General features: G+C 38.0%; 21 protein-coding genes, 3 tRNA genes and 1 riboswitch. Of the genes, 17 read left to right on the top strand and 7 right to left on the bottom strand.

Going from position 1 to position 22,700, the window contains the following annotated elements; genetic code table 11:
- The 17 genes from ACLI50_RS16360 (at nucleotide 1) to ACLI50_RS16440 (ending at nucleotide 19,338) form a co-directional block, all read left to right on the top strand.
- Complete coding sequence (locus tag ACLI50_RS16360; protein WP_411414242.1) at nucleotides 1–1,230, top strand: efflux RND transporter periplasmic adaptor subunit; 1,230 nt, start codon at nucleotides 1–3, stop codon at nucleotides 1,228–1,230.
- 133 nt (nucleotides 1,231–1,363) lie between these two features.
- Complete coding sequence (locus ACLI50_RS16365) at nucleotides 1,364–2,245, top strand: bestrophin family protein (RefSeq protein WP_411414243.1); 882 nt, start codon at nucleotides 1,364–1,366, stop codon at nucleotides 2,243–2,245.
- 16 nt (nucleotides 2,246–2,261) lie between these two features.
- Complete coding sequence (locus tag ACLI50_RS16370) at nucleotides 2,262–3,158, top strand: cation diffusion facilitator family transporter (protein WP_411414244.1); 897 nt, start codon at nucleotides 2,262–2,264, stop codon at nucleotides 3,156–3,158.
- 16 nt (nucleotides 3,159–3,174) lie between these two features.
- Nucleotides 3,175–3,594, top strand: a complete 420-nt coding sequence (locus tag ACLI50_RS16375; protein ID WP_034691375.1) for a Fur family transcriptional regulator — start codon at nucleotides 3,175–3,177, stop codon at nucleotides 3,592–3,594.
- Nucleotides 3,595–3,972: 378 nt separating this feature from the next.
- The gene (locus ACLI50_RS16380; protein WP_411414255.1) at nucleotides 3,973–5,622 is read left to right on the top strand and encodes a heavy metal translocating P-type ATPase; all 1,650 of its coding nucleotides are present in this window, start codon (nucleotides 3,973–3,975) and stop codon (nucleotides 5,620–5,622) included.
- Nucleotides 5,623–6,527: 905 nt separating this feature from the next.
- Entirely contained in the window at nucleotides 6,528–6,890 is a 363-nt protein-coding gene (locus ACLI50_RS16385; protein WP_062673489.1) for a hypothetical protein, read from the top strand.
- A gap of 211 nt (nucleotides 6,891–7,101) precedes the next feature.
- Nucleotides 7,102–7,377: a YHS domain-containing protein gene (locus tag ACLI50_RS16390; protein ID WP_062673491.1), complete on the top strand. Its 276-nt coding sequence runs from the start codon at nucleotides 7,102–7,104 to the stop codon at nucleotides 7,375–7,377.
- Nucleotides 7,364–8,041: an SCO family protein gene (locus ACLI50_RS16395; protein WP_411414245.1), complete on the top strand. Its 678-nt coding sequence runs from the start codon at nucleotides 7,364–7,366 to the stop codon at nucleotides 8,039–8,041. The genes ACLI50_RS16390 and ACLI50_RS16395 overlap by 14 nt, the downstream gene beginning before the upstream one ends.
- Before the next feature lie 189 nt (nucleotides 8,042–8,230).
- Entirely contained in the window at nucleotides 8,231–8,905 is a 675-nt protein-coding gene (locus ACLI50_RS16400; RefSeq protein WP_409193494.1) for a superoxide dismutase, read from the top strand.
- Nucleotides 8,906–8,909: 4 nt separating this feature from the next.
- Entirely contained in the window at nucleotides 8,910–9,278 is a 369-nt protein-coding gene (locus ACLI50_RS16405) for a hypothetical protein (RefSeq protein WP_238349637.1), read from the top strand.
- Between the two features lie 183 nt (nucleotides 9,279–9,461).
- Nucleotides 9,462–10,292: an MbnP family protein gene (locus ACLI50_RS16410; protein ID WP_411414246.1), complete on the top strand. Its 831-nt coding sequence runs from the start codon at nucleotides 9,462–9,464 to the stop codon at nucleotides 10,290–10,292.
- Nucleotides 10,285–11,334 (top strand): cytochrome-c peroxidase, encoded by a 1,050-nt coding sequence (locus ACLI50_RS16415; protein WP_411414247.1) that lies wholly within the window; start codon nucleotides 10,285–10,287, stop codon nucleotides 11,332–11,334. Before ACLI50_RS16410 ends, ACLI50_RS16415 begins: the two co-directional genes overlap by 8 nt.
- A gap of 12 nt (nucleotides 11,335–11,346) precedes the next feature.
- On the top strand, nucleotides 11,347–12,294 hold the full coding sequence (locus ACLI50_RS16420) for a transporter (protein WP_343643709.1): 948 nt from the start codon (nucleotides 11,347–11,349) through the stop codon (nucleotides 12,292–12,294).
- 92 nt (nucleotides 12,295–12,386) lie between these two features.
- Nucleotides 12,387–12,571: riboswitch (cobalamin riboswitch) on the top strand.
- A gap of 109 nt (nucleotides 12,572–12,680) precedes the next feature.
- Complete coding sequence (locus ACLI50_RS16425) at nucleotides 12,681–14,714, top strand: TonB-dependent receptor plug domain-containing protein (protein WP_411414248.1); 2,034 nt, start codon at nucleotides 12,681–12,683, stop codon at nucleotides 14,712–14,714.
- Nucleotides 14,711–15,844 carry a YncE family protein gene (locus tag ACLI50_RS16430; RefSeq protein ID WP_411414249.1) on the top strand — a complete coding sequence of 378 codons (1,134 nt, stop codon included), beginning with the start codon at nucleotides 14,711–14,713 and terminating at the stop codon, nucleotides 15,842–15,844. Before ACLI50_RS16425 ends, ACLI50_RS16430 begins: the two co-directional genes overlap by 4 nt.
- 13 nt (nucleotides 15,845–15,857) lie before the next feature.
- A complete protein-coding gene (locus ACLI50_RS16435) occupies nucleotides 15,858–17,051 on the top strand; it encodes a cell surface protein (protein ID WP_411414250.1) in 1,194 nt (397 codons plus the stop codon).
- Between the two features lie 28 nt (nucleotides 17,052–17,079).
- On the top strand, nucleotides 17,080–19,338 hold the full coding sequence (locus tag ACLI50_RS16440) for a T9SS type A sorting domain-containing protein (RefSeq protein WP_411414251.1): 2,259 nt from the start codon (nucleotides 17,080–17,082) through the stop codon (nucleotides 19,336–19,338).
- A 142-nt stretch (nucleotides 19,339–19,480) separates the two neighbouring features.
- Here the strand turns inward: ACLI50_RS16440 and ACLI50_RS16445 are convergent, their stop codons facing one another.
- The 7 genes from ACLI50_RS16445 to ACLI50_RS16475 form a co-directional block, all read right to left on the bottom strand.
- Entirely contained in the window at nucleotides 19,481–20,269 is a 789-nt protein-coding gene (locus ACLI50_RS16445; RefSeq protein WP_110008510.1) for a T9SS type A sorting domain-containing protein, read from the bottom strand.
- Nucleotides 20,270–20,496: 227 nt separating this feature from the next.
- Nucleotides 20,497–21,270: a T9SS type A sorting domain-containing protein gene (locus ACLI50_RS16450; RefSeq protein WP_411414252.1), complete on the bottom strand. Its 774-nt coding sequence runs from the start codon at nucleotides 21,268–21,270 to the stop codon at nucleotides 20,497–20,499.
- Between the two features lie 297 nt (nucleotides 21,271–21,567).
- Nucleotides 21,568–21,639, bottom strand: a tRNA-Glu gene (locus tag ACLI50_RS16455).
- 63 nt (nucleotides 21,640–21,702) lie between these two features.
- Nucleotides 21,703–21,774 (bottom strand) — tRNA-Glu (locus ACLI50_RS16460).
- An 82-nt stretch (nucleotides 21,775–21,856) separates the two neighbouring features.
- Nucleotides 21,857–21,928, bottom strand: a tRNA-Glu gene (locus tag ACLI50_RS16465).
- Nucleotides 21,929–21,938: 10 nt separating this feature from the next.
- Nucleotides 21,939–22,193, bottom strand: a complete 255-nt coding sequence (gene rpsT, locus ACLI50_RS16470; protein ID WP_002983073.1) for a 30S ribosomal protein S20 — start codon at nucleotides 22,191–22,193, stop codon at nucleotides 21,939–21,941.
- Between the two features lie 66 nt (nucleotides 22,194–22,259).
- Nucleotides 22,260–22,580 (bottom strand): hypothetical protein, encoded by a 321-nt coding sequence (locus ACLI50_RS16475; RefSeq protein WP_105683297.1) that lies wholly within the window; start codon nucleotides 22,578–22,580, stop codon nucleotides 22,260–22,262.
- Nucleotides 22,581–22,700 lie beyond the last annotated feature (120 nt).

Genomic DNA, 22,700 nt, shown 5'->3' on the forward strand with positions numbered 1-22,700 from the left:
ATGAAACTAAAACACAATATCATATATCTTACAGTCACGGCTCTTTCTATCATAAGCTGCGGAAAACAGGAAAAGGCAACGGAAAAGGCAGATATTAAAACCGAACAATCGGAAAAAGGCCATGACGAGGAACCTCAAACCATAGCTTCTCTTACAGAGGATCAGATGAAATCTGTAGGCATTGCTTTGGGAACTGTAGAAATGAAAGAGCTGACATCCACGATAAAAGCTAACGGTTTACTGAGCGTTCCCAATAGTAATAAAGCAACCATCACTTCCCTGTATGGAGGAATCATCAAAACCATCAATATTCAGGTAGGAAGTATTGTGAAAAAAGGGCAGGTCATTGCCACCATTGCCAATCCGGAATATATCCAGCTTCAGGAAGATTATCTGACTACCAATAGCCGAATTACCTATGCAGAACAGGAATACAGAAGACAGAGAGAGCTTTTTGATAATGATGCAGGCGCAAAGAAAAATCTTCAGAGTGCTGATGCTGAGCTTAAAACCTTAAGAACAAAAAGAGCATCTCTTTTGAAACAGCTTCAGATGATGGGAATAAGCCCTGGAAAAGTAAGCAATGGAAACATGAAATCCGGTTTGGTGATTACAGCACCAATCAGTGGAACAATCAGCAGTATTACAGCACAGATCGGAAGTTATGTGGATATCTCTTCTCCCGTTGCTACAGTGATCGATAACGGTTCTATTCATCTCGATCTTCAGGTATTTGAAAAAGATCTTCCTAAAATGAGGGTAGGGCAGATTGTTCATTTTAAACTGACGAACAATCCGGAAACCGAATATGATGCAAGAATTTACAGCATAGGATCTTCTTTTGAAAACGAAAGTAAAACCATCTCTATGCATTGCGAAGTAATTGGAAACAAATCCGGACTGATTGACGGAATGAATATCACCGGAATTGTAAGTCTTGATAAAAGTACAACTCCTGCAGTGCCTACAGAAGCCATTGTAGAAGCAGATGGAAAATACTATGTGTTTATTCAGACCGATAAAAAAGCGGAAGAAGAACATGAAGAAAAAGGAAAACCACATCCGAAAACCTTAAATTTTGAGAAAATAGAAGTGGTAAAAGGAACTTCCGATATGGGATATACTGCGATAACTCCGGTAGGAAATATTCCTGACAATGCAAAAATAGTAGTGAAAGGAGCCTTTTTCGTGAATGCAAAACTGGTGAATTCCGGAGAACACGAACATTAATGAAAGCAGCCGGAACCAGTAAAATGTCGATTTTAATCCTTAAATTAGAGCTGTTTACGGAATTTTTATTGAATAGAAACGGCAGAAAAAAAGTAAAGAGTATCTCACCGAATTTTTAATAAATGACCTGATTATGTTACTAAACAAAAAAATATCAGTCTGGTATTTCATCCGTGAAATAAAAACCCAAATTCTGTTCATCGGAATATTTGCCATAGCTATTGGTCTTCTGGACGAATTGCCGTGGTTTCGCAAAATATCACTGCCCTTAAATATCCCTGCATTGCTGGGAACAGCCGTATCTCTGCTGCTGGCATTCCGTACCTCCCAATCTTATGAAAGATGGTGGGAGGCCAGAACAGTATGGGGTGCTATCGTAAATGATTCCCGGACTTTTGTGAGACTGATCATTCAGTTTATGCCTGCAGGAGATGATAAAGCAATAAAAGGTTTTGCCGAAAGACAGATCATCTGGACCTATGCCCTTGGAGAATCTCTGAGAAAGCTTCCGTTTTCTGAAAAAGTTCAGCAGTATCTGGATAAACATCAGATCAACGCTGTCAATATTCCCAATGCTATTCTGGATGAACATTCAAGACAGCTGAAAGAAATGGCAGCATCCAAAGGATTGACGGATTTCCAGCAAATGCAGCTGAATGATATCATCACAAGACTCTGCGACAGTATGGGAAAATGCGAAAGACTGAAGAATACCGTTTTTCCACGGTCTTACAGTGTTTTGGTTCATATTCTGATCTATGTTTTTGCAGCCATTCTTCCGTTTGGGCTTGATGATTCACAGCTGTTGGTAGAAATTGCAATCACTTTCCTGGTTCCGGTGACATTCATTGCTATTGAAAAAACATCCATCATTATGCAGGATCCGTTTGAAAATGGTCCTGTTGATACTCCAATGACCTCTCTGGCACAGACTATAGAAATCAATATCAGACAGATGATTGGTGAGCAGAATGTTCCCCCAAAAAAAGAAAATACATCTTATTATGAAATGTAATTAAACCATACACAATATGGAAAGTACACCAACACAAACCGTTTCTGCAGGAAGCAGACATAAAAAGAACCTCCTGATTGTTCTCTGCCTTAGCGGAACCTATCTTATCGCTGAGGTAATAGGAGGAATCATTACCAATAGTCTTGCACTATTAGCGGATGCAGCCCATATGCTGACCGACGTGGTAGGATTATTGCTGGCATTTATTGCCATTAAAATAGGAGAAAGAAAAGCAGATCCATCCAGAACATACGGTTATTATAGAACAGAAATACTGGCAGCAGTAGTGAATGCTGTGGTTTTACTAGGAATTTCAATCTATGTTTTGTTTGAAGCCTATCAGCGTTTTCAGAACCCGCCGGAAGTTCAAAGTAAATCCATGCTGATTGTATCCGGAATCGGATTGATCGTTAATATTATCGGAATGATGATTTTAAGAAAAGATTCAGAAGGCAGTCTCAATATGAAAGGTGCGTACTTTGAAGTTCTTTCAGATATGCTTACTTCAGTAGGAGTAATGATAGCCGGAGTAATTATGCTGACCACAGGCTGGTACTACGCCGACCCGTTGATATCAGCAGCAATCGGACTGCTGATCTTCCCAAGAACATGGAGACTGTTGAAAGAAGCCATTAATGTTTTGCTGGAAGGAACCCCTAAAGATGTGGATATTCATGCACTTCGCCAATCATTGGAGAGCACTCCGGGAGTGAAAGGTATCCATGATCTGCATGTCTGGTCGCTAACATCCAGTGTCAATGCGATGAGCGTACACGTTGTAAAAGAAAACGGGTATTCCCGGAATCAATTATTAAAAACATTGACAGATACAACGATGGCTAATTTTAAAATCAGTCATACCACTTTTCAGATCGAAGAAGAAGACTATGAAGAAACTGAAGCCCATCTGTAACCATTAAATGCGTACAATGAAAAAAGATATAGAACACAAACTCATTGATAAAAATACTAAACCCACCAGTATGAGGATTTTGGTATATGATTTTTTAAGCTCTCAGGAAGCGGCTTTATCCCTTTCTGAAATAGAAAATCATTTTGAAAATGCTGACAGAATCACCATCTACAGAACATTGAAAACCTTTGAAGAAAAAGGAATTGTTCACAGCATTCAGGAAAATACAACCACAAAATACAAACTGTGCGAAGATGATTGTGATGAAAAAACACATAAAGACTGGCATCTGCATTTCTATTGTAAAATATGCAAGCAGACTACCTGCAAAGAAGATATTTCTTTCCCTGAAAATATCCAGACCAATTTCAGGATTGACGAAATAAGACTCTTTGCCAAAGGAATCTGCGAAAACTGTCTTGAAAGTTTGCAATAGCATTGCATCAGTCTCATCTTTACATTTGTATAAAAATATTCAGTTATGGAAAAATGCTGTAGTACAACCCCGGAAAAACCAGATACAAAAGGACACCAACATCATCACGCAGAAGGAGACGGACATGACCATGACGGACATGATCACTCTCATGACTCCGGAGATCAGACGGTCTTTCAGATGTTTCTGCCGGCCATTATATCCTTTATCATCTTATTATTGGGAATTGCCTTTGATAACTATATAAAACCTGCATGGTTTACAGGCTGGGTACGGTTGGTATGGTTCCTGGCAGCCTATATTCCTGTAGGATTTCCGGTATTGAAAGATGCGTATAAAAGCATCATCAAAGGAGATGTGTTCTCAGAATTCTTTCTGATGGGCATTGCAACCATTGGTGCTTTTGCCATAGGAGAATATCCTGAAGGAGTAGCGGTAATGCTGTTTTATGCCGTAGGAGAAGTATTCCAGTCTATGGCGGTTACCAGAGCCAAAGGAAATATAAAAGCATTATTGGATCAGCGTCCTGATGAGGTAACGGTTATGGAAAATAATCAGCCCAAGACTATGAAGGCTAAAGAAGCTAAAATTGGAGATGTCATACAGCTGAAACCCGGTGAAAAACTGGCGCTGGATGGGGAATTGCTTTCAGATTCGGCTTCATTCAACACAGCAGCTTTAACGGGAGAAAGTAAACCTGATACCAAAAATAAAGGCGAAGCCGTTCTTGCCGGAATGATCAATATGAACAGTATTGCTCTGGTAAAAGTAAATACAGCTTATGAAGACAGTAAACTGAGCAAAATCCTGGAATTAGTTCAGAATGCCACAGCCCAAAAAGCACCGACAGAATTGTTCATCAGAAAATTTGCGAAAGTATACACGCCCATCGTGGTATTTCTTGCCATAGGGATCTGTTTACTGCCCTATTTCTTCGTGAGCGATTATCAGTTCAGAGACTGGCTGTACAGAGCATTGATATTCCTTGTGATTTCCTGTCCTTGTGCTTTGGTAATTTCAATTCCGTTGGGATATTTCGGAGGAATCGGTGCCGCTAGCCGCAACGGAATTCTGTTCAAAGGAAGTAATTTTCTGGACAGTATTGCAGAGATTCAGAATGTAGTAATGGACAAAACCGGGACCATGACAGAAGGCGTATTCAAAGTTCAGGAAGTAAGCATAAGCCCTGAATTTAACAAAGAAGAAATCCTTCAGCTGGTTAATGTTCTCGAAAGTAAAAGTACCCATCCGGTGGCAACTGCGATACACAATTATGTTGGAGAAATCAATCACAGCATTCCTTTGGAAAATGTAGAAGAGATAGCTGGTCACGGATTGAAAGCGACTATTAACGGAAAAGAACTTCTGGTTGGGAACTTTAAGTTGATGGATAAGTTCAACATCCCTTATGATCTTAACCACTCCAATATTGTATATACGGTAATTGCGGTGGCTTATGATAAAAAGTTTGCAGGCTATATCACTATTGCAGACAGCATCAAAGAAGATGCTATGGAAACCGTAGACAAGCTTCATAAAATGAATGTGAAGGCAACAATGCTGAGCGGTGATAAAAGTACCGTTGTGAAATATGTAGCAGATCAACTGGGTATCGACAATGCATTCGGGGACCTGTTACCTGAAGACAAAGTAAACAAGGTTAAAGAAATCAAAGCCAGAAACCAGACGGTAGCTTTCGTAGGAGACGGAGTGAATGATGCGCCTGTAGTGGCTTTAAGCGATGTTGGAATTGCAATGGGAGGTTTGGGAAGTGATGCCACCATTGAAACTGCAGATGTAGTAATTCAGGATGATAAACCAAGTAAGATCCCAATGGCCATCAATATCGGAAAACAAACTAAAAAGATCGTTTGGCAGAATATTGTCCTTGCCTTTGCTGTAAAAGCTGTTGTTCTCATCCTGGGAGCCGGTGGATTGGCAACCATGTGGGAAGCTGTGTTTGCCGATGTAGGAGTAGCATTGCTGGCTATTTTAAATGCGGTGAGAATCCAAAGAATGAAATTTTAACAAGCAAATAATAAACACAACTCAATTATATTCAATAAAAGCTCTGCTGAATCTCAGTAGGGCTTTTGTTTTTAAATTTTATCGGAGATAAAATCCTTGCGCCTTAAAAAACAGTAAACATTAAAAACTTGCGTCTTTGCGTTTCCAACATCACACCATACCAAAACTTAATTTAGAAAAGATAATATTTTTTGTTGGATGAGCGCAAAGGCGCAAAGAAGATTAAAATTGTGGTGTTTTTAAGAACGCAAGAAAATCAAAGATTTTCAGCAAGATGATGTCTTAATGATTAGTCTCATTCAGAATCATTATCAGCTTTATTAAATTTTATCGGAGATAAAATCCTTGCGCCTTAAAAAACAGTAAACATTAAAAACTTGCGCCTTTGCGTTTCCAACATCACACCATACCAAAACTTAATTTAGAAAAGATAATAGATTTTTTTTGTTGGATGAGCGCAAAGGCGCAAAGAAGATTAAAATTGTGGTGTTTTTAAGGACGCAAGAAAATCAAAGATTTTCAGCAAGATGATGTCTTAATAATTAGTCTCATTCAGAATCATTATTAGTCTTATTAAATTATCGCAGATAAAATCCTTGCGTCTTAAAACAGTAAGCATTTTAAAAAGAACTTGAGACTTTGCGATTTCCAACAAAACAAAGAATATAAAAAAGCTCTGCCAAAAACATCAGCAAAGCTTTTATCAACAAGATTAAATTGTATATAAAGAACTAAATTTTTATTTAGGTCTAAAGTCTTACTCAAAGTTCGGGATAAAATTATTCCGGTGACAGGCACAGTTTTGTGATTTTTATAGGTAACAGTAGATAAGCATAATGACATTCATCATAAATCTGTTATAAAACAGTTTTGAAGTAGTATATTTGTAACAGAGAACAAAATCGGTGAGGTTATTTATTTCCATATTCATCATTTTTACCGTTGCATTACGTCCTGTTTTGCCATTGGTAAATTATGCCGTGAATTATGATTATATTGTGAAAAACCTTTGTGAGAAGAGAAATGTACCACAGTCAACCTGTAAAGGAAAATGCTACGTGGAAAAAGAGCTGGCTAAAACAGAAAAACAGTCCAACAGCTCCCAAACCATAAAGATTGCTGGATTAGATGTTTTTATTTCTCACGATATCCTTTCCTTCTCCGCTCATTTGAATTCGGAATCACTTTCTGAAATTCCCGATTCAAGTTATTTTAATTCTCATTCTTCAGAATACTTTTCAAGGATTTTCCATCCTCCGTTGGTTTAATTTTTATTATAAACTATATTTTTAGTTTGTAAGATGGGAGTTTATAAAGCTTTCATTAGTAAGCCATTAAAGATGCATTCTATAATTCAAATGGACCATTGTAAGCAATAAGAAATACATCAGTTCTTCTTGAGAATTGTTGTGCTTTTTTCAGACTTGTATATGGTATCATAACTTTATTTAACATTATTAATTTCAATTTAACATTAAAATGAAATCTCCTATAATTTTGACTGCCTTGCTGTCAGTATCATTACTGTCGTGTGCCAAGGAAACTCCTCAGGTAAAGCATGCAAGCCACATGGACTCCTCGGGGAAGAAAATAGAAAATGTACAGGTAGTGAACGAAGAAGATCCTGTCTGCCACATGAAAACTGCCGGATCTATAAAAGATACTGCTGTGTATAAAAATAAAACGTACGGTTTTTGCAGTGTCTCCTGCAAAGGTGAATTCAAAAAAAGTCCTGAAAGATATGCCCAAAAATAAAAAGACCGCAAATAAAAGTAAAGTGATCATACCCATTGCGGTATTTGCATTGCTTTTCCTGGGAATAGGTGTGGGAATGGGGTATTTTAAAAAGAACCTTTATACTGTGATGAAAGTTCCGGACTTTGAACTTACAGATCAGAACAGTAAAAAAGTTACCAATAAAGATATGGTGGGAAAGGTATATCTCGTAGAATTTTTCTTCAGCAAATGTCCTACCATATGCCCGGTGATGAATACCAATATGAAGGCAATCCAAAACCAGATTAATGATCCCAACTTCGGCATTATTTCCATCAGTATTGATCCGGAAAATGACACGCCTGAAGCTTTGAAAGAACATGCCCAAAGAATTGGTGCAAAATCTCCCAACTGGCATTTCCTGACCGGAGATCGTGCCTATATTGGCGATCTTGCGGATAAATTTAATATCTACGTTGGTGATAAAGAAGATGAAGGAGAAAGCCTGAACCACAGCGGAATGATTGCTCTGGTAGATCAGGAGGGGAATATCCGTTGTAGATACAACAAAGAAAATATGCCGATCCTTTATTATTCAGGACTAAATTATGAAGATCCGGAAGGTAAAACACCTATGCTGACAGGAAAATATCACCCAGATAGAGAAATTCTTATTGAGGATATTAAAAAATTATTGAAATAGGGAAGGGGGGAAGCCGGATGTCTGAAACTGGAAGTTATTCCAGACTATGAAGCTCTAGCAATTTTTTGAGATGGCTGTAAAAGGAAATAGAAGTTGAAAAAGTTAGGCTATAACATCAATTACTTCCAGCATCGATCACCGACCTCCCACTTAAAAAGAAAACATTGTTCAACCATAAACAAAAAAATTATGAAGATTTTGAAAATAGCTGCTATAACTGCAGTTTTCGCAGCCCAATTTACAATGGCTCAGTTTAAGCAGACGCCTCTTCCTTATGCTTATAATGCTTTGGAAGGAAATATTGATGCCCAAACGATGGAAATTCATTATTCAAAACACGGTGCAGCATATGCTGCTAACTTGAATAAAGCGATTGCTGGAACTCCACAGGAAAAAGAAACTTTGTTTCAGATTCTTTCCAATGTTTCAAAATTGCCTGCTGCTGTAAGAAATAACGCAGGAGGACACTACAACCACGAATTGTTCTGGACGGTTCTTACTCCTCAGAAAAATACACAGCCTTCAGCAAAATTAGCAAAAGCCATCAATGAAACTTTCGGAAGTATGGATGCTTTTAAAGAAAAAATGTCTAAGGCAGGTGCAGACCGTTTTGGTTCAGGATGGGCCTGGCTTTCTGTAGGGAAAGATGGAAAACTGTTTGTTTCCTCTACTCCTAATCAGGACAATCCTTTGATGGATGTTGTAGAAGAAAAAGGAACTCCGATCTTCGGCATTGATGTATGGGAGCATGCTTATTATTTAAAATATCAGAATAAAAGAGCAGATTATCTTACCGCCATCTGGAATGTGACCAACTGGAAAGAAATCAGCAGAAGATATGACGAAGCGATAAGCAAGAAATAATTTGATGAAAATATTGTACAGCATACTTTTTACCTTCTATATGGTGCTAAGACCTTTAGTGCCCGTGGTAGAGTATGCTGTAAATTATGATTATATTGTTAAAGTTCTCTGTATCAATAAAACCAGGCCGGAGGTTCACTGTAACGGAAAATGTTACCTGAGTAAAGAGCTCGCCAAAGCCAATGATTCAGAATCTTCACCTTTTCAGAAACTCAAAAACTCTGGGCAGAAAGTTCTGGATACCTATATTCTGCCGGAGACTACAGAGATCAACACTACTGGAAAAATTTCGTTTTTCAATTTCAATTTTACCTACGAAACAACCTATTATTTCCTGTTTCTTACCCATATTTTCAAACCACCGGTTTTTTAAGTTAAACGATCACTAATTAACCACAAAAGTCACAAAAGCTTATATAAATTAAAAGCTAAGTGTTCTTATTGTGCATAAAATTTACCACTTGATCAACTTAAGTGTAAGAACTTTTGTGCCTTTTGTGGTAAAAAAACGATGCTGTTACAGCCATTCAAATTAATTCAACTTAAAAAATCAACAATGAAAATTTCTCAATTTTTATCACTATTCTTTATTGCCTTTACTGTATTCTCTTTTACAGCCTGCGGAAGCAGCAGGGATGATGACAACCCACAGGATACTACGCCTGGAAAACTTCAGATCAAATTTGAAAACGGATTTAACAATGTGGGAGATATCGTTCTAAATCAGACGGTTCAGACTTCTGCTAACGGACAGAAACATAACTTTTCTGCTTTGAAATACGTCATCAGTAATATCGCATTGATAGATGAAAACGGAAACGAATTTAAATACAACGAAAATAATCCTGACAAAGGAGCTTTTATCGTAGATCAGGCAGATGCTGTAGCCGGAATTGTTTATCTTAATCTGGATGGCGTTCCGAAAAACAATTATAAAAAAATAAGATTCGGATTGGGTGTCAGCCAGAAAGCATATCTACTGGGACAGGACGGACAGGCTGAATTCTGGACAAAAGCCAAGCAGAAGGGAATGTCCTGGTCATGGGCTGCCGGTTATGTATTTGTAAAACTGGAAGGGAAATATGGTACAGATTCTCCTTCTAAAGAATTCATGAATCACACAGGAAATATGGGAAATACTGCAGCCAACAATACACCGGATCTTTATCGCGAAATTACATTGAATCTTCCAACAACGGCCAGAGTAACAGGACAAATCCGTCCTTCTGTTCATATTCTTGCAGACCTGAACCAATTTCTGAGCGGAGATAAGGCACTGACTCTTACCACATCCAATGATATGCTGATGGGGTCCAACCAGCACCTGGTAGACGTTACCAACAATCTTACAAAAATGTTTAAAGTAGACCATGTTCACAATGATTAATTTTTTTATTAAAACGATAGTCGTTCTTCTTGTATTGGTCTTAAGCTTCATTTCATGTTCTGATGAGGTGATTCAGCCACTGGAAAAGGATGAAGCCTATAATCTCCAGTTTCCTTCTTATTTTCCGGAAATGACTTTTGATAAATCCATCAATCCGGTGACCAGAAATGGAGTTGAACTGGGACGGAAATTGTTTTATGAAGGAAGGCTTTCAAGGAATAATACCATTTCATGCGGTTTCTGTCATATCCAGGAAAATGCTTTTACCCATCATGGTCATACGGTGAGCCATGGGGTAGACGACAGAATCGGAATCAGGAATGCACCCCCCATCCAGAATATGGCCTTTTTTAAAAGGTATATGTGGGACGGAGTGATTCACAATCTGAATGAGCAGCCCATCAGTCCGATTACTGACGTAAATGAAATGGATAGCTCCATACCGGAAGCTATTTCGAAAATAAAAGATGATCAGAAGTATAAAAAACTGTTCAGAGAAGCTTATGGAGACGAAACCATTACAGGAGAGAGAATTCTGAAAGCATTGTCGCAGTTTATGGCTTCTTTAATTTCTGCAGATTCAAAATATGACAGATTTAAACAGGGAAAAGAGCAGCTGACTTCCACAGAATCCCAGGGAATGGTACTATTTAATCAGAAATGTGCTTCTTGCCACAATGGCGAATTATTTACCGATGAGAGTTTCAGAAATACAGGACTGTATTACAATACGGAGTTCAAAGATGCCGGACGATACAGAGTTACTCTTAACCAGATCGACTGGATGAAATTCCGTGTTCCCAGTTTAAGAAATGTGGAATATACCGCACCTTATATGCATGACGGAAGATTTTACACCTTAGAGGCGGTACTTAATTTCTATTCGGATCAGGTGGAAGATAATGTTAATCTTGATCCACAGCTTAAACAGAATGGTCACATAGGAATTGCTATGAACAGCCAGGAAAAACAATCCATCATTGCGTTCCTGAAAACATTATCGGATAAAAGTTTTATATCCAATCCAAAATTTGCAGAATAATTTATAAAAAACATGAAGAAGATTATATTGATAGTAAGTTTGATCCTGTTGAATCAGTATCAGGCAAAAACCATCAGAGACAGTGCTTATGTTGCTCCCGAAACGCTTAACAGATTCGATTTTGATGATGATTGTGATGCGTGCGGCTGTGCTGCAGGAAATGGATCTTCCGGCTTTGAATCTTTGCTGAATCCACAGTTTATCGGAATCAAGTACTTTGCCCAGCATTACAAAGCCAAGGAAAACTTATTTGTAAAAGACCTCACGCAGGATCAGTATTTCAATACCCTGCAGCTTTGGGGGAAGATTCCACTGACTAAAAAACTAAGTGTTTATGTAAGTCTGCCCTTCCATTTCCATGAAAAGAAAACGATGCAGGGAGATATCAGAATCAATGGAATAGGAGATTTAAACCTGATGGGAATTTACCAGCTGATGAGCTCTAAAGATAATTTTCATCATCTGAGTGGAGGTTTGGGAGTGAAAATTCCACTTGGCAAGTTTGATGAAAAAGGAGCATCCGGTGTCAACCCAAGCTTTCAGCTGGGAACCGGAAGCTGGGATTATCAGGCGGCTTTGAATTATAAATTTCAGAAAAATAAAGTAGCCGTACTGGTCAATACAGATTACACCATTAAAACAGAGAACAGGAAAAATTACCGTTTTGGAAACCAATGGAACTATGCAGCAACAGGTTTTTATCAGGTTGCAGGAAATGAAAAATCTATATTCTCTGTAAAAACTGGAGTTCAGGGTGAAGTCTACGCTCAGAACAAACAGTTTGATGAGGCACTGCCGAATACTGCTGGTAGCGCTTTGTACGGAAAACTGGGATTTGAAGCCTCTTACAAAAAGCTGAGCCTGGGAAGTGAACTTATGCTTCCCATGTACACGCATCTGGCGGGAGGAGATATTGAAGCTCAATCAAGATTCAGTGTTTTCCTGAATATTGGCATTTAAAGCGAAACCCTTATTGAAATCATGTTAAAGCTCCTTCGGGAGCTTTAATTGTTTATAAATCATGATTTTAGTTGGGGATTAGGAATAATTATTTATCTTTGCCGGAATTTGGTGAGCCGTAAAAAGCTCTTAAAAGGGAATCCGGTGAAAATCCGGGACAGACCCGCTGCTGTAAGCTCCGCACCAAAGTTTTTGAAGAATATATCCACTGTTTTTTAATGGGAAGGATTTCAAAAATGGAGTAAGTCAGAAGACCTGCCAGACAATAATCGTTTGACGCTTTCGTGGAATAAAGCTTAGGACATCAATGATTCTGTGCAGTGACAGCTGTGCTTTGTCGTTGTATTCTTATACCCATTAGCGTCTTCATTATCCTAAATGAGCTAATGACAGCAAAACTAACTACTTCTGCAATTCATAAAGCTGTTTTCACAATATTAGTGTTAACATCTCAACTTGTGTTTTCCCAAACTAAGAAAAAAGACAGTCTTCAGGAAGAGACCATTAAAGGAATCAATCTTTATAAAAAGAATTTTAAAGAAATCCTTCCGGCACAAACGCTGCAGGGAGAACAGTTGGAAAGACTAAACAGTCATTCCGTTGCAGATGCACTGCGATATTTTTCAGGCGTTCAGATTAAAGATTACGGAGGATTGGGTGGTTTGAAAACCATCAACATCCGAAGCATGGGAAGCCAGCATGTAGGGGTTTTTTATGATGGAATTCAATTAGGAAATGCGCAAAACGGACTGGTGGATCTGGGAAGGTACTCTTTGGATGATCTGGAAGAAATATCGTTGTATAACGGACAGAAAAGTGAAATTTTTCAGCCGGCAAAAGATTTCGGTTCTTCAGGATCCATTTATTTACAGCCTAAAACACCTGTGTTTAAAGGGAATAGAAAAACAAACCTTGTGGTAAGAGCCAAAAGTGCTTCTATTGATCTCTTTAATCCTTCATTCCGGTTGGAACAGAAGATTTCAGACAAGGTTTCTGCCAGCTTCAGTGGCGAATTTATGCAGAGTGACGGAATTTACAGATTTCGGTATGCGAAGAAATACCCTGATGGGCAACAGGCCTATGATACCATTGCAAAAAGACAGGACTCAGATATCAAAGCAAAACGTTTTGAAACTTCTCTCAACGGAACTTTAAATAACGGAAGCTGGAATATCCGTGGCTATGGTTATATTTCAAACCGCGGAATGCCGGCACCCATTGTTAACGGGCGCTTTGAAGGAAGAGGAGCGAGACTTTCCGATGAGAATTATTTTGTACAGGCTAATCTGAGAAAAAAACTGTTCCCGAAATTTGAAACACAGCTTAAGGCAAAATTTGCTTACGATTATACCCATTTCATGGACACAGTTCGTTCGCAGTCTATTATTTATACCGATAACACCTATATCCAAAGGGAACTTTATCTTTCCTCTTCCAATATTTACTCAATCACTCCCAATTGGGATGTCAGCCTGAGTGGAGATTTTCAGTATAATAACCTGGATGCCAATCTGGATAATTTTTCTTATCCTACCCGCTACACTACATTGGTAGCATTGGCAACAACCTATCAGTGGAACAGATTCAAAATTATGGGAAGCCTTTTAGGAACCTTTACTTTTGAAGAAGTAAGAAAAAATAAAAGACCGGGAGATGCCAGAGAGTGGACACCTGCGGTGTTTATGAGCTATCAGCCGGAAAAAATTCCGGAGCTTACTCTAAGGGCTTTCTATAAAAGAATTTTCAGACTTCCAACCTTCAATGATTTGTATTATACCAATATCGGAAATACCTACCTGAAACCGGAATTCACCAATCAATATGATGTAGGATTTACTTATCAGAAGAATTATAACAACCGTTTCTTTAAAACATTTTATGCTAAAGTAGACGGTTACTACAATAAAGTACAGGATAAAATTGTGGCAGCTCCGAACGGAAGCATGTTCCGCTGGCTGATGATGAACCTGGGATTGGTTGAAATCATTGGTGCAGATGTGAATGTACAGACTGAAATGCAGCTTGGAAAAGTAACCCTCCGACCTTTGCTTTCCTACACCTATCAAAGCGCGAGAGATATAAGTGATCCGGAAGACACGTTTTATCGCAATCAGATTCCTTATACCCCATGGCATAGTGGATCTTTCAGTCTTATGGCAGATTATAAAGACTGGAGTTTCAATTACAGTGCAATGTACGTAGGAGAAAGATATGACGTGAATCAGGATAACATTCAATACAATTATGTGCAGCCCTGGTATACGCACGATTTGTCTGTTCAGAAAAAATTCAACTGGGCGAATCATCAGTTTAAAATAAGCCTTGAGATGAATAATATTTTCAATCAATACTATGATGTTGTCCTCAATTATCCGATGCCCGGAAGAAACTTTAAACTTATTCTAAACTTCACCCTATGAGAAAACTAAACTTTTATTTTTTATTTCTTGTATTAGCTTTTCTTACTTCATGCCGTACAGATGAAATTATTGTCCGTCAGGAAGTGGTAGAAGGGCTTCCTTCAGAAAATACAGCAATAAAAGGCTTCTATATGCTCAATGAAGGGAACATGGGGAGTAATAAATGTACCCTTGATTTTTTTGATTACACCAAGGGAACTTATTTTAGAAATATTTATGCAGAAATCAATCCCAATGTGGTAAAAGAGCTGGGAGATGTAGGAAATGATATCAAAGTGTACGGAAGCAAACTTTATATCGTAGTCAATGTTTCCAATAAAATTGAAGTTCTTGATGCCAAAACGGCCAAACGTATTACTTCTATTCCATTACAAAACTGCCGGTACCTTGCTTTCAAAAACGGAAAAGCTTATGCCAGCAGCTACGCCGGACCTGTAGCGATTAACCCGAAAGCACCAAAAGGGAAAGTAGTGGAAATTGATACCACTTCTCTTTCCATCCAGCGTGAGGTAGTGGTAGGATATCAGCCCGAAGAAATGGAAATTGTGGGAAATACCTTATTTGTTGCCAATTCCGGAGGATATAAGGCTCCCGATTATGACAATACTGTTTCGGTAATTGATCTGAATACTTTTACCGAACTCAAAAAAATAAATGTTGCCATCAATCTTCATCACATTAAAAAAGATAATTACGGTGATCTCTATGTAACCTCAAGAGGAGATTATTATAATGTTCCTTCCAGTCTTTATCTCATAGATGCCGCTACAGGAACGGTTAAGAAAGATTTCCATCTCTCCGTGAGTGAAATGACAATCGTGAATGATAAACTCTATTTCTATGGAAATGAATTCAACTACAATACCCACAGCTATAAAAAGACATTTGGAATCATTGATGTAAAAACAGAACAGATCATAGCCAACAGAATTTTTGACAAAGAATATGAAGATGCCATTAAAACCCCTTACGGCATTGCCGTAAACCCAATCACAGAAGATATCTACATGACAGATGCCAGAAATTATGTATCCATGGGATTTGTGTATTGCTTTGATAAAAACGGACACTTTAAATGGAAAACGGAAGGCGGAAATATCCCTGCCCACTTCGCTTTTTTATATAAATAACCAACCTTAAGACATGAACAGAAATACCTTTACTTATTTAAAAACCGGGCTTTTATCCTTTTTCCTTTTAGGATTGATAGCCTGTAAACATGATGATGAAGACGAATTTACCTTTAACGGCCTTGATGATTCCTATACCATTGAACGTTTAAAGGTTTTGAGTATTCCTACCAATGCATCAGGATCGGTTACTTGGAGTATCAACGATTCTATTATTTCCCAAAACTCAGAACTTGAATTTATCAGTGTGGATGCAGATGCTTATCCTCTGACTTTAAAGATCAGGAATAAAGGAAACGAGCAGGTTTTTCATTCTAAAATAATTGTAACCAAGGAAAAAACACCTTATACCAGATACATTTCCAAAGTACTGGAGTTCCGCCCTGCTGTAGGACAGTTTATGAATGAAATTCCGGAATATCTACCAGGAAATACTGCCGCGAATATGCTTCAGAAAGCCAATGAATCTTTGGTGGGAGGTAATTCAACCATGATCAGTCTGGGAGGATATGGAGGATATGTAGTGTTCGGTTTTGATCATACCATTCCGAATTTAAATGGACGTGATTTTAAAATACTCGGAAATGCATTCTTTGGAAATGATGCTGCGGATCAACGTTCAGGATCCTGTGAACCGGGAATTATTATGGTGGCCTACGACAGAAATAAAAATGGAAAGCCGGATAATGATGAATGGTACGAAATTGCAGGCAGTGAATATTTTAAAAATGCTACCGTAAAAGATTACAGCATAACTTATTTTAAGCCTGACGAAAATAAAACACCTGTAGCCGGAACTGAATTCTGGCAGACCGATGTGGAATATATCAAGTGGAGTGACAACCTCGGAAATCAGGGGTTTAAAACAAAAAATACATTTCACGTACAAAGCTATTATCCCTTATGGTTTACCGAAAGTTCTTACGGGTTTTCTGGAACAAGACTGGCAAATAATTTCTACGATCAGAACGGGGACGGATCCTATTGGGTAGGAAAATCATATGAGTTCGGATATGCAGACAATGCTCCGAATAATGATGAAGCTTCCAATATTGATATTTCATGGGCGGTAGACAGAAGTGGAAAATATGTAAAACTTCCGGGCGTAGACTTTATGAAAATATATACCGGAGTCAATCAGGAAGCCGGATGGCTGGGAGAAGTTTCTACAGAAGTGGCAGGAGCTTACGATTTACATTTCAAATAATAATACAATCTATTTAAATTAATAAAAAATGAAAAAGTTTTATCTTTTTATGATGCTTTTTCTGTTCGCATGCGTATCGAATGCACAGATAAAAGTTCAGGGCGTACCCAGAAATGATATTTCAGGGATCAGCAAGCTTAATACCACTACCATCAGTTTTGCTGATATTCAGTATTGGGTAGGGTCGGGAACCAATCAGGCTGCTTTTGTAGTACAGTGGAACGACGGTAAAAATCCTGATGCGATGGTTTGGGGATTCAAATGGAACGGAAGTGCTACCGGAGAAGATATGCTGAAAGCTATTGCTAAAGCAGACCACAGATTATATACGTTGCTTTATCAGGGAACACAATTTGGATCAGCAGTCGGAGGGATTGGATTTGATCTGAACGGTCAGGGGACCAATGCCCTGATCAAAAGCGGAAATACCACTTATCCGTTATATCCGGTCAATGGTTTTGTCAATACGACAGCTTATGATTTCGACAGCTACACCATTGTAGATGCTGCGAACGATCACTGGCAGTCAGGTTGGACCGTGAACGGATATTGGGCGTACTGGGTAAAGAATCCGACGGATGCAGATTTCGGATATTCCAGTGTTGGAGCTTCCTCACGTGCATTGCAAAATGGTTCCTGGGATGTATGGAATTTCAATGTAGGATTTAATGAAACACCTGTTTCTTCTACCATGACTCCGGTTTCTCCATATGTAGCTTCTACAAACTATACCAACGGATATTTTATGGTGAACGAAGAATGGTTTGGTCATACCAACGGTTCTGTAAACTTCATTGATAATAACGGCCAGATCAATTACCGTGTGTACAGTAATGCCAATAATAATCAGGCTTTCGGGGCAACGACACAGTACGGAACAATTTATGGTGATAAATTTTACTTCGTATCAAAGCAGGCTGCTGATGGGGGAGATACTCAATATACTCCGGGAGGAAGATTGGTTGTAGCCAATGCACAGACCATGCAGAAAATTGCTGGTTTTAATAACATCGGAGGCGGTGATGGTAGGTCATTTGTAGGAGTAAACGAACATAAAGGTTATATCGGTACTTCCACCGGTATAGTTCTTTTTAATATTGATAATTTACAGGTTGGTAATTTAATTACCGGAACAGGTGGAAATGGGCAGATCGGAAATATGATCCGTACTTCACAATATGTTTTTGCCGTAAAACAGGGAGTAGGAATTTTAGTGATTAATCCTAATACCGATACGATAGTGAGTACTATTGCAGGAGGGTTCTACTCGGTGGTTCAGGCTAAAGACGGAAGTGTATGGGGAATTCAGGACCAGAAGCTGATCAGCATTAATCCTACCACTTTTGCAACACAGATCTACAATATCCCAACTACAAAGTATATCGGAGACTGGGGCGCATGGAATGCCGGAAGATTCACAGCAAGTAACAAAGAAAATGCTTTATACTGGATCAATTCAATAAGCAGCTGGAGCTCAGGAACACAGATTGTGAGATTTGATGTTACAACGAAAACATTTAACGAAAACTTTGCTGCAATTCCAGGACAAACAGGTCAGTTTAAACAAATTCCGTACGGAGCGGCTCTTCGTGTAAACCCTGTTACCGGAGAGTTGGTTCTGAATACCACAGAAAGCGGATATGGAGCACACTACCAGAAAAACTGGGTTCATACCTATGATATGACCGGAGCCCTTATCAATACAAAAACTCTGAACGACTACTATTGGTTCCCTTCGCTGACGGTATTTACCAATAACTCAGTTCCTGTTGTAAGTAATGTTTTCCCTTCACAGGTTACTGCAGGAAACACAACGACAATTGATCTGAAATCAATAGTTTCTGATGCCGATAATATGACGGTATCTGTTGTAAAAACTGTAAAATCAAACAGCAATCCTACCACGGTCTCTGCTGTAATTAATAATAATGATGAGCTGGTTCTGACACCGCTTGTTTCAGGTATATCTGATATTGTGATCAGCTTTAACTCAAACGGTAAATTGATTGAAAAAACACTTACAGTAAACAGTACTGCTTCAACATTAGCAACTGCTGAGGTTAAGAAGCTTGAGTTTGGCATCTATCCAAATCCTGTAACAGATATTCTTACGATTAAAACGCAGGAGAAAATTCAGAATGTTTCTCTTTACGATGCTTCAGGCAGAGTAATCAATGTACAGCTGAACAATGGTCAGATTAATGTAAGTGCACTTCCAAAGGGTATTTATATTGTAAAAGCAGTAACCGATAAAGCGGTATATCAGCAGAAATTAATCAAAAACTAATACTATTGCAGATAGTAATCTTGTTATTTTAACCCCTGATCAATTTTGGTCAGGGGTTTTTATTGACCAATCAATAGGGGATGATATAAAAAACCCGGCAAGCTTTTAAAGCTTGCCGGGTTCATTCTGTTGTATATCTTCTTTATTTGATAATCACTTTTTTAGAGTATGTTTTTCCTTCTTTTGTCTGAAGTTTCATAATATATACCCCTTGTGGCTGTTTGGTATCAAAAGTATTTGATGTCAGCTTGGAACGGAATACTTCTTTCCCTGAAGTATTGGTTAAAGTAACTTCGGAACCTTCTGCAGAAACATTTTTGTCAAGAGTGAACTGCCCATCCTGGCTGTGAGCCATGAAATTGATGAAAGGATCTTTGTACTGGTAAGCATAGTATACTCTAAGCTCTCCACCGATATTCAATAATCCGGAATTCACATTTATTTTAATGCGGTCAAAAGGGATGTTCATCGTCATCTCTATTTCCCCTTTGCTTGGATCTCCGCTTCCTAGAGTGATCAGTTTTGTGGCAAGACTTGTGTAATCGTTATTGGAAACATCTCCATTAAATGTTTCAATAGATACCCCGCCCAATAGCTGTGCAGATAGAGGAGTTCCGTTTGAACCTATCGCAAGAACAAGTTTATTGGTATTGTTCGCAATATTGGTAGTTGGGAAAATCAATGTCTGTTCTGTTCTTGCAAGAAGCCCCACTGAAACCTGTAGAGTAGAATAGTCATTCTCGTTGCTCCCTACAGCATTCTGAGGATTCAATACACCACAACCCAGGCATACTCCTAGCACCTGATTGGTCTGGCTGCTTGCGTAGGTTTTTACGATCTGAGCAAAAGACATTGTGCTGGTTAAAAATAGGAATGATGCCAAAACTGCAGCTTTCATCGTGCGTTGGCTCAATAATAAATAAGTTTTCATATGTAGAAAATTTTGGATTTTAGTTTTTTTTGTAAATTTATAAATAAAATAATTATGTTGCTTATTTTATTTCATAATTATGTGATTTGTTAATAATTTATTGATATTTGCAATTAATGATTTATTATTATTTAATGGGGTGAATGCTTGTAGTTGCTTGAAAATGAATGTAAAAAATATGGCAAGCTTGAAAAAAGTATACTGCATTTATTCTGTAATCAATTAAATTATTTGATTACAATTTTTTTTGAATAGATTTTACCTTCTTTCGTTTGTACATTCATGATATAAACACCTTCCGGCTGTTTCGGCTCAAATGTATTTGAGGTCAGCTTGGAACGGAATACTTCCTTTCCTGAAGTATTGTACAGGATAACTTCGGAAGCTTCTACAGGAACATTTCCACCAAGAGTAATCTGTCCGTTCTGACTGTGAGCCATGATATTCATCAATGGATCCTGGTAAGCATAATAAACTCTGAAACCACCGCCAAGGCTTAGAACACCGCCTGTTAATCCGATTCTTATCCCATCATAAGGCTTTGTAGGTTTGAATTCTATTGTACCTCTGTTTGGGGTTGCGCCCAGTTTAAGAAGGCTTACATCAATTGTTCTCCGATCATCATTGGATGTACCTCCATTCATTGTTTCAAGCGTTACTCCGCTTAACAACTGTACAGATAATGGTATGTTGTCTGTTCCGATTCCTACTACCAGCCTTGTGTCAGATCTTAGGTCAGGGAAAATCAGGGTTTGCTGAATTCCTCCCAACAGAGCTGTTCCCAATACCATTGTTGAGTAGTCATCTTCGTTATCTCCTACGGCATTAAGGGGATTATCGATATGACATCCCAGGCAGGCTACTCCGAATACTCCGGAGCTTTGTGCGTGTGCATAAATTCTGTTTTGTGCCAAGGACATTGTGCTGGTAGAAAATAAAAATAAAGCTATCAATCCGGCCTTTAAAGAGGATCGGCTTCCCGAAAATAAATTGAATTTCATGTTATATTTTTTTTAAAAATGAATAGTTTTATTCAAATGTAAGGATTAATGGAAGAAGTAAAAAAAAATATTTCCATAAATGGTGATATTTTTGATGAAATTTAATATGACTCCATCATTGGGAATGAAAATAATGTACAAATCTTACCAGTGAGATGTTTTTGTTTGATGTATTATTGTTTCAGTTGGATAAAGCCAGGTGCGGTTGAAAGCTTAAATCTGTTAATCTTGTTGAAAAGAAATTACCGGAATCCTGTATATAGAAATAAAAAAAGGACTTTCGAAAAAGTCCTTTTGTAGCCCGTAGGGGAATCGAACCCCTCTTACCAGAATGAAAATCTGAGGTCCTAACCGATAGACGAACGGGCCCTCTATCTTCCATTACCGAAGTAATGTGTTAGCTTTTGTTTTTATAAGTGTCAACTCTTATTGTAGCCCGTAGGGGAATCGAACCCCTCTTACCAGAATGAAAATCTGAGGTCCTAACCGATAGACGAACGGGCCGGTTAGATTTATTTTAATATAGCTTTTTCTACAGTAATCTTTATAAAACCACCGTTGTTACAGTGGTCTTATAAGATGTAAGTAGCCCGTAGGGGAATCGAACCCCTCTTACCAGAATGAAAATCTGAGGTCCTAACCGATAGACGAACGGGCCAGCTATATTGTTACGCTAATTTATTAACGTGCTTTGTTAATTTGCTTTTCAAGTTAGCTGCTTTGTTTTTGTGGATAATGTTTTTCTTAGCTAATTTATCCAATAAAGCGATAACTTTTGGCAATTGTTCTGTAGCAGCAGCTTTGTTCTCTTCATTTCTTAAAGCTTTTAAAGCTGTTCTAGCAGTCTTGTGGTAATATCTGTTACGAAGTCTTCTAGTTTCGTTTTGTCTGATTCTCTTTAGTGCTGATTTATGATTTGCCATATCGTTTAAATGTGAGTGCAAAACTATAAACTTTTTTTTAAACTACCAAATTTATTTTTAAAAATTTTAATTTTCTTCTGATAGGTACTTTCTGAGTTTATTTATTGCCTGTTCTATTTTTAAATTTTCTTGTTCTTTCTCTAATTTTTTGATCGTATTTCCCAGCATGATCAGTGCATTATTCCATTCTCCAGTGGTATTGGTGAAAGTAAGTTCATCAATTGTTACTTCAAAAGCAACCCTTTCTCCAGTCCTGTAAAGCCTGAAACTGATTTTATCATCTCTGCCTGTAATCCCGCCTTCATTGATTTGTAAATCGTAACTTTTTGGGTTAGAGTGGATTTTCTTAAAAAGCAATTTCGCTTCTTGTATTTTTAAATCCGGCATGATATAAAATTTGATGGTCTGCAGAAAACTGCAAACAATGATTTATCAATAATATTTTTCATCAGTGTTACCCTATTGGTAGAACCAACTATGGATAAATTTTTTGCAAATATAATGCTT

It is taken from the genome of Chryseobacterium cupriresistens, from assembly GCF_046614675.1.
Taxonomy (GTDB): domain Bacteria; phylum Bacteroidota; class Bacteroidia; order Flavobacteriales; family Weeksellaceae; genus Chryseobacterium; species Chryseobacterium cupriresistens.